Raw genomic sequence first — 9,023 nt, 5'->3', positions numbered from 1 at the left:
GGCGTCCCGCGCCGCCCCCCCCCCCGGCCCCCCCCCCCCCCCCCCCCCCCGGGGGGGGGGGGGGGCCCCCCCCCCCCCCCCACCTCTCGTGCACCGTACCGAGTGTGCGGAGACCTGACCGACCCGACATTTGCGCACCGACACGAGGTCGCGCCCCATAGGACGGAGCACGCCATGCCCGACATCCTCCCCGCCGCCGACGCTCACGAGATCTCGACGCTCAAGGCGCGCTACTTCTACTATCTCGATACCAAGCAATGGGCCAGACTCGTCGAACTCTTCGCCTCGGACGCGTCGTTCGAGGGTTTCGCGTTCGGCGCGGACGGGCCCGCCGACTTCGTCGCGACTGTGTCGGCCTTCCTTGCGGACGTGCAGAGCACCCATCAGGGGTTCATGCCGCGCCTCGGGGCGACCGGCCCCGACACCGCGCGCGGGGTTTGGTCGATGCACGACTACCTCACCTGGGACACGGGCAGCCGCATCTACAAGGATGTCGACGTCCCCGCCATGTACGGGATCCGGGGCTACGGGTACTACGAGGAGGAGTATCGCCGGGTTGACGGGCGGTGGCTCATCAGTTTCTCCCGCCTGGTGCGCACCAGGATCGACCCGCTGGTCAACCGTGGACCGGCACCGGAGTACGACGTCCTCGGTCCCGATGTGAGCTGGGTGGGCTGACCTCGACGCTGGGCGAGCCGAGACCGCCCGCGGAGCCTGACGGCCCCGGTACCGATGCGGTACCAGGGCCGTCGTGGTGAGGACGGGCAGCCGTCAGTCGACGTACTTGATGTCGATATCGGCGACGTCCTGGTCGGTGAGGTTGACGACGATGTTGTCGGGTGTGCGGGTTGTCATCCAGATGAGTTCCTCGGTGCGGCTGAGGTTGCCCTCGATGTGCGGCACGAAGGGCGGGACGTACACAAAATCACCTTCGGCCATGTAGAGGATGTCCTCGTAGCGCTCGCCGAACCGGATGAAGCCGTTGCCCTTGAGGACGTACCCACCCGTCTCGGCCTCGCCGTGGTGATGGGGGTCGGAGACCTCGCCCGGGCCGGTGTAGACCTTCCCGAACCAGAGGCCCGCGACCTCCGTGTTCTCCTTGCTCACACCCGACAGTCGGCGGGCGTTCGCCGTCTGCCCCGGGGCCTCCGGCAACTCGTCCTTGCGCTGGACCGTCAACTTCTTGAGGGTGCTGGGTGTCTGAGTCATGATGCGTGCTCCTTTCGGTGAAACTGCGTTCCTTCGTGGTGTTGAAACGTCACGGGATGGTCAGCTGCGCCGGTTGCCGTTATGGCTTCCCGGCGCGGTCGAACGCTCGCACGACCCGCCACGCGAGGGGCATCGTGGCGGCAGCGATGACCCACTTGATGACCCCGCCGACGATGAAGGGGGTCACCCCGAGTTCGATGAGCGTGCGAGGGTCGTGAGCCAGCCCGAGGCTGGCGAGCACGGCACCCATGTAGGGCACGCCCACCAGGAACGGGATGATGCTGGCGCCGAAGAAGCCGGCGATCGACAGCAGCGGCCGCTCGTCCCACCGGCGCTCGGCGAGCCAGCCGATGAACGCCGCGGCGAAGATGAAGCCGATTATGAACCCGAACGACGGCTTCGTCACCGACAACAGCCCGCCGGTCCCGCCGGCGAACACGGGCAGCCCCGCCAGGCCAAGGAGCAGATAGGAGGTGAGCGCCGCCGTCGCTCGGCGCGCGCCGAGCGACGCACCGACCAGCATGACCCCGAGAGTCTGCCCCGAGATCGGCACCGGCCACAGCGGGACCTCCACCCGCGCGAGCAGTGCGACGAGCGTGACACCGGCCAGGACGAGAACGACGTCGGTGGCGAGACTGCGGGAGATCACGATGTGGTCGACGAGCGGCGCCCGGCGGACGGCGGGTGAAAGAACGGTCACGATTCCTCCGATGCGGTGGGCTCGAGGTTCTCAGTGGGCCTGCGCTGGACGAGGAAACTGGACGTGAACGTCATGACTTCCTCGTCCCGCTGATTGAGGACGATGTAGTCGATGGTCCAGATGCCCTGATGACCTTTTCTGGACGGGCGGGACGTACGGACGACGGCACGGGCCGAGATCGTGTCCCCGATCAGGACCGGCCGACGGGCCCGAACCTCGTCGAGGCCAAGCCAGGCGGCGACGTTGCCGAAGTAGCCGGTCTGCGTCAGCAGGCCCAAGGCGACCGAGAGAGTGAACGGGCCGTGCGCGATTCGCTGGCCGAACTGAGTGCTCGCGGCGTGCTCGGCGTCGAGGTGGAACTGCACGACGTCACCGGTGATGCCGGCCCAGGCCACCAGGTGCGACTCGGTGACGGTGATCCCCGTGGTACGCAGCCGGTCACCCACCTCGAGCGCGTCCCAATAGTGGTCGGGTGGGCCCTTTTCGCCTGCCGTCCCTAGGTCACGCGCCCCTGCCGCCACCTGGTTCATCCAAGACTCCCTTGTCGATATGAAGGCCATCTGCCGAGCGACGTCGGCGGAGTACCTTTCCTTCGCGCTCAGGCTAGCGTACGCTCGTTAGTAGGAACAGTCCCATGTACTGGAGGGTCAACGATGACGGTCCGCGACAGCGCGACGGCGGTAGAGACGCCGCCGTCGGCCACGGCACGCACGGTGCACGACACCCTGACAGAGACACTCCGCCTGGCGCGTCTGGGTGGCGCCGAGAGGAATCGGAACAAGATCAAGGCTTCGGGCAAGCTGCTCGTTCGCGAACGACTCAAGCTGCTCTTCGACAACGAGGACTACATCGAGGACGGGCTCCTTGCCCGGTACTCGGAGAACCTGCCCGGTGACGCCGTCGTCTGCGCCTACGGAAACGTCGACGGTCGCCAGGTCTGCGTGATCGCGAACGACTACAGCGTCAAGGCCGGCACCTGGGGCAAGCGCACTTTCGAGAAGATCACGTTCGCGCAGGAGACGGCGGTCGCGGCGGGCATCCCGATCATCTACCTCTTCGACTCCGCTGGCGCACGCATCGACGAGCAGCTCGAGAGCTTCGCCGGGCGGCACGCCTGGGGCAACATCTTCTACAACCAGGTGCAGATCTCCGGTCGGGTCCCGCAGGTCTGCGCTCTCTTCGGCCCGTCCCCGGCCGGCTCCGCCTACGTCCCGGCGCTGTGCGACCTCACCATCATGGTCCGTGGCCACGCCACTGCCTACCTCGGTTCACCGCGGCTGGCCGAGATGGTGACGGGCGAGAAGGTGACGCTCGAGGAGATGGGCGGCGCGGACATGCACTGCACCGTCTCCGGGCTCGGCGACGTGGCCGTTGACGACGACGAGGAGGCGATCGCTGCCCTCCGGGTGTGGCTGTCCTTCCTGCCGTCGAACTGGGAGAAGCCTGCACCTGTCGCCGCCCCCGCCGAGCCCCGCGACGGGCGCCTGCTCAGCGAGATCGTGCCGCTACGGGAGGCGGAGGTCTTCGACATGGAGGAGTTCGTCGAATCGTTGGTCGACGAGGGCTCGTTCTTCCCATACAAGGAACTCTTCGCGCCCGAGATGCTGACCGGCTTCGCGCGGATCAACGGCCAGCCCGTCGGCCTGGTGGCCAACCAGCCCAAGCACATGGGTGGGACGATCTTCCCGGACTCCTCCGACAAGGCCGCACGGTTCATCTGGATCTGCAACGCCTACAACGTCCCGATCGTCTTCCTCGTCGACATCGCCGGGTACATGATCGGATCGGCTGTCGAACGCCAGGGCATCATCCGGCACGGGGCGAAGATGATCTTCGCGGTCTCCGAGTGCCGGGTTCCTCGGATCACGGTGCTGGTGCGCAAGGCGTACGGCGGCGGGTATCTCGCAATGTCCGGAGCGCCGATGCACCCTGACGCCGTTATCGCCCTGCCCACCGCGCGACCCGCCCTGATGGGACCGGACGCTGCCGTCAACGGCGTCTACTACAACCAGATCCACGCCATTGAGGATCCCGAGGAGCGCCGAGCGTTCGTCGAGCAGAAGCAGGCCGAGTACGCCGAAGGCATCGACGTCTTCAAGATCGCCGATGCCAACGCGGTCGAGGCGGTGACGCCAACCGACGAACTGCGAGGCGAGCTCACCCGACGCCTTCAGCTCTACAAGAGGCGTCCAGCGGTTCCCGTCACGCGGCGCCAGGCCGTCACCCCGGTCTGAGGCGAGGCCACCCCGTGTACAAGATCATCGCCATCATCGTGCGCAAGGACGGCCTGACCCGGGAGGAGTTCCTCCGGCACTGGCAGGAGGACCATCCAGCCTTCGTCAGGCGCCTGCACGGGGTTCGGCGTTATCGGCAGAACGTCGCGATCGACCATCCCACCCCGTGGCCGGCTGACGGTGTGGCCGAGCTGTGGTTCGACTCGCTCAAGGACATCGCCATCGCCTTCGACCGTGAGCGGTCCGCGGAACTCTTCGCGCATGAGGCGCACTTCATCGGCGACCTGAAGTGGCTCATCACCGAAGAGGTCGAGGTCCCCCTCGACGCCATGGACGCCGACCGGCCCGCGCCCCATCTGGCCTGAGGCTTCACACTCGTTCCAACCGCACCCCATCCGCTCACAGGAGAGACACATGCCGCAGCCGAGCACTGTCAGCCCCCGGGCCGCCGTCCTCACGGACGAGCCAGGCCTGGCGGCGGACCCCATTGCCGACACCGCTGCGCGCGCCGCTCTCCGCGCACGGGTGCGGGAACTGGTCACGGAGGTGGCACCGCCGGAGCGGGTCCTCGAACTCGACGAGCGCGAGGAGTTCGATGAGGTGCTGTACCGGGCGCTCGCTGCAGACGGCATCTTGGCCATCGGCGCGGACGCGGCGTACGGCGGCAGCGGGGACATCCAGGAACAAGCGGTCGTGATCGAGGAGTTGGCGGCCGGGCCTACATCGATGGCGGTCTACCTGATCGTCCACTACATGGGCGTCCATATTCTCTCCTCGTTCGGGACCGAGGAGCAGCGGCGCCAGTGGCTGACCCGGCTGGTGAAGGGTGAGGCGAAGCTGTCCTTCGCCCTCACCGAGCCCGACGGCGGCACGGACATCGCCCGGGTGATGAGCACTTCGGCCAGCCAGGTCGAAGGCGGCTGGGTCCTCGACGGCCACAAGCGCTGGATCGGGGGCACCAACACCGCCGACTTCCTTCTCGTGCTCGCGCGCACGGCAGAGCCGGAGCGGTCCTCCATCGACGGCGTGACGATGCTGCTGGTGCCGGGGCAGACGCCGGGTCTGAGCCCCACGGTGCTGCCCACGGCGTCGATCCGCGGGTTCGACACCACCGAGATCCGGTTCGAGGACGTCCACCTCCCGGCATCGGCCGTGGTCGGGGTGGCTGGTTCAGGGTTCCGTCAGGTCCTGTCCACGCTCAACCGAGAGCGCATCAACGCGGCCGCCGGCGCCATCGGCGCGGCGCGGGGTGCCCTCGACGCGACCGTCTCGCATGCCCGGGACCGGAAGGCGTTCGGATCGACGCTCGGCGCCTTCCAGGCGGTGCAGCACCGGCTGGTGGACGGCGCCCTAGCGATCGAGGCGGCCCGAGGCCTGCTCGTGCGGGCGGCGGCGATCGAGTCCGCCGGCGGGCGCGCCGACAACCTGTCCTCGATGGCAAAGGTCGCGGCATCCGAGGCGGCCGTGAAGGTCACCCAGGACGGAATGGAGATCTTCGGCGGGATGGGGCTGAGCCGCGACCTGCCCATCCAGCGCTGGTGGCGCGACGTCCGTCTCTGGGTCTTTGCACCGATCAACAACGACATGCTCCGCAACAACCTGGGCGAACGGCTCCTGGGATTGCCCCGATCCTTCTGAGGTTCGTCGGGCCGGCTCCGGATCATGGAGCGTCTTCACGACCGTGCGCACGCCTACGGAGGCAACCATGAAACTGACCACCATTCGCCTGGGCGGCGGCGAGAGCGTCGCCGCCCGAGTTGACGGCGCCACCGCCGTCGAACTGGAGGGCTACGCCGACGTCGGCGACCTGCTGCGTCGCGGACACCTCGCCGGCGTCGCCGGTGCGACCGGCGCCGTCCACGCCATGGACTCGGCCGACCTGGCCCCTGTGGTCCTCACGCCGGCCAAGATCGTCTGCGTGGGGCTGAATTACCGGAACCACATCCTGGAGATGGGGCGCGAGCTGCCCGAGCATCCGACCCTGTTCGCCAAATACCCGGAGGCGCTCATCGGCGCCCGTGATGAGATCCAGCTCCCGCCGGAGTCGGACAAGGTCGACTGGGAGGGCGAGCTCGCCGTCGTCATCGGCGCGACCGTGCGCCGCGCGGACGCCGAGCAGGCGGCCGCCGCGATCGCCGGGTACTCGGTCCTGAACGACGTCACGATGCGTGACTTCCAGTACCGCAGCACGCAGTGGCTCCAGGGCAAGACCTGGGAGAGCTCGACCCCGCTCGGTCCCGTACTGGCCACCCCGGACGAGATGCCCGACGGCGCTCAGCTGGTGACCCTCCTGGACGGCGAGGAGGTCCAGCGCACCCCGCTCGACGACCTCGTCTTCGGCGCGGTCGACCTTGTGCAGTACATCTCCACCATCGTCACTCTCAACCCAGGGGACATCATCGCCACCGGCACGCCGGGCGGGGTTGGACACGCACGCAAGCCCGGCCGGTACCTCCAGGCCGGTCAGGCCCTCACGACGAGAATCGACGGCATCGGCGAACTCGTCAACGTCGCCGTTGCGGAGCGCGTCGACGCCCCGCCCGGGAGGGAGACCGAGCCGGTGCAGGCATGAGCAACGACCGGGGAAGAGGCGCTCGTCGCTGGCTCCGTCATCTCAATGCCCGACGGCGCGAGGTCGCCGCGACCGCAGGGGGCCTCGTGCTGGTTCAGGCGGGCACGCTCCTCAGCCGGTTCGCGTGCGGCGGGCAGGGCCCGACGGCACCTCAAGCCGCAACAGCATGGAGCGATCGACGTCGAGCGAGGGTGCCTCGACGCCGGCCTCGGCGAGCACGCGCCCCGGCAGAGTGACCCCGGTCGCGAGCCATGGCGCGCACTGGTCCCGGGGCGCCGGCGCGCCAGCTGTGAACTCCGTGACCCGATACGTCAGGTCCGGGTCGAGGCCGGGGAACCGCAACCTCTCCGGCGGCCAGACCGGCGGTCGGTCCAGGACCACGAACTGGAAGAGCGCCGAACGTCGATCGGTTGCGACCACGCCCTCGAGGCGGACGGCGGGCTGGGTGTCCGCGTGCACCACGTCACCGCTGTGGAGCAGGTCGCGCATGGCCCGGTGCTGGTGGATCCAGTTGCGGACCGCCTCGGTCTCCTCCGGCTGGAGCGAGGCGATGTCGAGCTCGATCCCGAAGTGGCCCCAGAACGCTGTCGCTGCGCGGAAGTCCAGTGGTGCGACGCGGTGGGTGGTGTGCGACTCCATGGCGCCGATGTGGGTGCCTTGGAGCTCGGGAGGTACCAGGAGGCCGGTCCACCGCTGGATGTCGACCCGGTCGTGGGGGTCGTTGCAGTCGCTCGGCCAGACCCGGTCGGTGTGCTCGAGCACGCCGAGGTCGATCCGGCCGCCGCCGCTGGCGCAGGACTCGATCTCCAGACCGGGGTGCCGCGAGCGCAACTCATCCATCATCCGGTACGCCTGCTGGGTCTGCCTCCGCACGGCGGGTCGGCCATCGCGGGAGTGCCCGGCGTCGGTCAGGTAGCGGTTGTGGTCCCACTTGAGGAAGTCGATGGCGAGCCGATCCACCACGGCCGAGATCCGCTCCAGCACCAGGGCGTAGGCCTCCTCGTGCGTGAGGTCCAGAACATGCTGGTAGCGCGAGGGCAGACCGGGACCGTGCCCGGCGTCGAAGACCCACTCCGGATGCTCGCGGGCCAGGTCCGAGTCGAGATTGACCATCTCGGGCTCGACCCAGAGCCCGAACTCCATGCCGAGCTCGTGTACCCGGGCCGCCAGCGGCTCCAGGCCGTCGGGCCAGACGGCCGGATCCACCAGCCAGTCACCCAGGCCACGGGTGTCGTCGCGGCGGCCCAGGAACCAGCCGTCATCGACCACGAACCGCTCGATGCCGAGCGCGGCGCTCTGCTCCGCCAGGATGGTCAGCCGCTCCGGGTCGTGGTCGAAGTACACGGCCTCCCAGGTGTTGAGCACCACCGGACGGGCAGAGCGCGGGTGCGTGGGTCGCGCCCGAAGGTGCCGGTGCACCCGGGATGCCAGCTCATCGAGCCCTTCGCCCCACGAGCCGTAGACCCACGGGGAACGGTAGGTCTCCCCCGGCGCCAGCACCACCTCGTCCGGCAGAAGCACCTCGCCCGCGCGCAGCGACCGGGTCCCGGCGGGCATGAGTTCGGCTGCCAGCACCTGGTTGCCGCTCCATCCCAGGTGGACACCCCAGACCCGGCCCTTGCGGAACCCGAAGGATGGCTCCCCGGCGGTGAGCATCGTCGTATGGTCGAGTCCCGGCTTTCCGCCACGGCTCTCCCGGACCCACGATCCGACCTGGAGGGGATGCCGTTGCGGGACTCGCTCGAGGGCCCAGCGCCCCGTGAGGTCCAGGATCTCGCCGGCTTCGGAGGGCAGCGGCAACGCGACCTCGACGGCGTCGAGCCGGTAGTCGTCCGTGCCGGTGTTGGTCAGCTCCATCGCGATCCGGAGCAGCCCGCTGAGCCCCAGCTCGGTCGTGATGTCGATCTGCAGCTCCGAGGCGAGATCGGTCGCGGTCGTCCGGATGCGGACCGTGCCGTCGACGTCGTCCACGGTGGAGCGTGCCTCACGGAACAGTGGCGCGAACGCCCGCCCGCCACGGCTGCCGGCGATCCCGGGGCGACCGAGCCAGCCTTCGGCCAGTGTGGGAACCACCGGTACGGGCTGGGGGTAGGTCACCGCGCTGTCACCGATGGTCGGTTCCACGGCGCCGGCGTAACTGAGCAGTGCTGCTTCGTCCAGGTTCCCAAGATCGGCACCCCAGTGCAGGATGCGAGGCAAGCGCCCGCCGTCCAGATTGAGGACCACACTGGTCCCGCCTCGGCGCAGGTGCTCGATCGATGCTGCATTCCTTGTCACGGCGCTCCTCAGGTCATTCTGTTCGGACGGT

At 68.8% G+C, this 9,023-nt stretch carries 9 protein-coding genes; 5 read left to right on the top strand and 4 right to left on the bottom strand.

The genetic code is table 11. The annotated features are described in order from the left end of the window. Positions 1-174: 174 nt before the first annotated feature. Entirely contained in the window at positions 175-678 is a 504-nt protein-coding gene (locus tag KCQ71_RS04750) for a nuclear transport factor 2 family protein (RefSeq protein WP_223403396.1), read from the top strand. 93 nt (positions 679-771) lie between these two features. Here KCQ71_RS04750 and KCQ71_RS04745 read toward each other — a convergent pair whose 3' ends face one another. From KCQ71_RS04745 to KCQ71_RS04735, 3 genes are all read right to left on the bottom strand, one after another. Next, positions 772-1,209, bottom strand: coding sequence for a cupin domain-containing protein (locus KCQ71_RS04745; protein ID WP_223403394.1), 438 nt, complete (start codon positions 1,207-1,209; stop codon positions 772-774). 79 nt (positions 1,210-1,288) lie between these two features. Next, the gene (locus KCQ71_RS04740; protein WP_223403392.1) at positions 1,289-1,909 is read right to left on the bottom strand and encodes a biotin transporter BioY; all 621 of its coding nucleotides are present in this window, start codon (positions 1,907-1,909) and stop codon (positions 1,289-1,291) included. After that, positions 1,906-2,439: a MaoC family dehydratase gene (locus KCQ71_RS04735; protein ID WP_223403390.1), complete on the bottom strand. Its 534-nt coding sequence runs from the start codon at positions 2,437-2,439 to the stop codon at positions 1,906-1,908. Before KCQ71_RS04735 ends, KCQ71_RS04740 begins: the two co-directional genes overlap by 4 nt. A gap of 123 nt (positions 2,440-2,562) precedes the next feature. On the opposite strand from KCQ71_RS04735, the gene KCQ71_RS04730 reads away from it, so the two are divergent. The 4 genes from KCQ71_RS04730 to KCQ71_RS04715 all read left to right on the top strand — a co-directional run bounded on the left by KCQ71_RS04730 (position 2,563) and on the right by KCQ71_RS04715 (position 6,715). Then, positions 2,563-4,143, top strand: coding sequence for an acyl-CoA carboxylase subunit beta (locus KCQ71_RS04730; protein WP_223403388.1), 1,581 nt, complete (start codon positions 2,563-2,565; stop codon positions 4,141-4,143). Between the two features lie 14 nt (positions 4,144-4,157). Continuing rightward, a complete protein-coding gene (locus KCQ71_RS04725; protein ID WP_223403386.1) occupies positions 4,158-4,508 on the top strand; it encodes an EthD family reductase in 351 nt (116 codons plus the stop codon). A 49-nt stretch (positions 4,509-4,557) separates the two neighbouring features. Continuing rightward, on the top strand, positions 4,558-5,781 hold the full coding sequence (locus tag KCQ71_RS04720) for an acyl-CoA dehydrogenase family protein (RefSeq protein ID WP_223403384.1): 1,224 nt from the start codon (positions 4,558-4,560) through the stop codon (positions 5,779-5,781). Between the two features lie 67 nt (positions 5,782-5,848). Then, positions 5,849-6,715 carry a fumarylacetoacetate hydrolase family protein gene (locus tag KCQ71_RS04715; protein ID WP_223403382.1) on the top strand — a complete coding sequence of 289 codons (867 nt, stop codon included), beginning with the start codon at positions 5,849-5,851 and terminating at the stop codon, positions 6,713-6,715. 111 nt (positions 6,716-6,826) lie between these two features. On the opposite strand, the gene KCQ71_RS04710 is transcribed toward KCQ71_RS04715, so the two are convergent. After that, a complete protein-coding gene (locus KCQ71_RS04710; RefSeq protein ID WP_223403380.1) occupies positions 6,827-8,992 on the bottom strand; it encodes an alpha-galactosidase in 2,166 nt (721 codons plus the stop codon). Positions 8,993-9,023: the final 31 nt, after the last annotated feature.

It is taken from the genome of Occultella gossypii (assembly GCF_019947135.1).
GTDB classification, from domain to species: domain Bacteria; phylum Actinomycetota; class Actinomycetes; order Actinomycetales; family Beutenbergiaceae; genus Occultella; species Occultella gossypii.
The sequence above is the reverse complement of the archived record's forward strand: the minus strand, read 5'-3'. Positions and strand labels throughout refer to the sequence as shown.

Bases quoted from the DNA above. Each gene is read 5' to 3' on its own strand.
- KCQ71_RS04750 (WP_223403396.1), top strand. From the start codon at position 175: ATGCCCGACATCCTCCCCGCCGCCGACGCTCACGAGATCTCGACGCTC.
- KCQ71_RS04745 (WP_223403394.1), bottom strand. From the start codon at position 1,209: ATGACTCAGACACCCAGCACCCTCAAGAAGTTGACGGTCCAGCGCAAG.
- KCQ71_RS04735 (WP_223403390.1), bottom strand. From the start codon at position 2,439: ATGAACCAGGTGGCGGCAGGGGCGCGTGACCTAGGGACGGCAGGCGAA.
- KCQ71_RS04730 (WP_223403388.1), top strand. From the start codon at position 2,563: ATGACGGTCCGCGACAGCGCGACGGCGGTAGAGACGCCGCCGTCGGCC.
- KCQ71_RS04720 (WP_223403384.1), top strand. From the start codon at position 4,558: ATGCCGCAGCCGAGCACTGTCAGCCCCCGGGCCGCCGTCCTCACGGAC.
- KCQ71_RS04715 (WP_223403382.1), top strand. From the start codon at position 5,849: ATGAAACTGACCACCATTCGCCTGGGCGGCGGCGAGAGCGTCGCCGCC.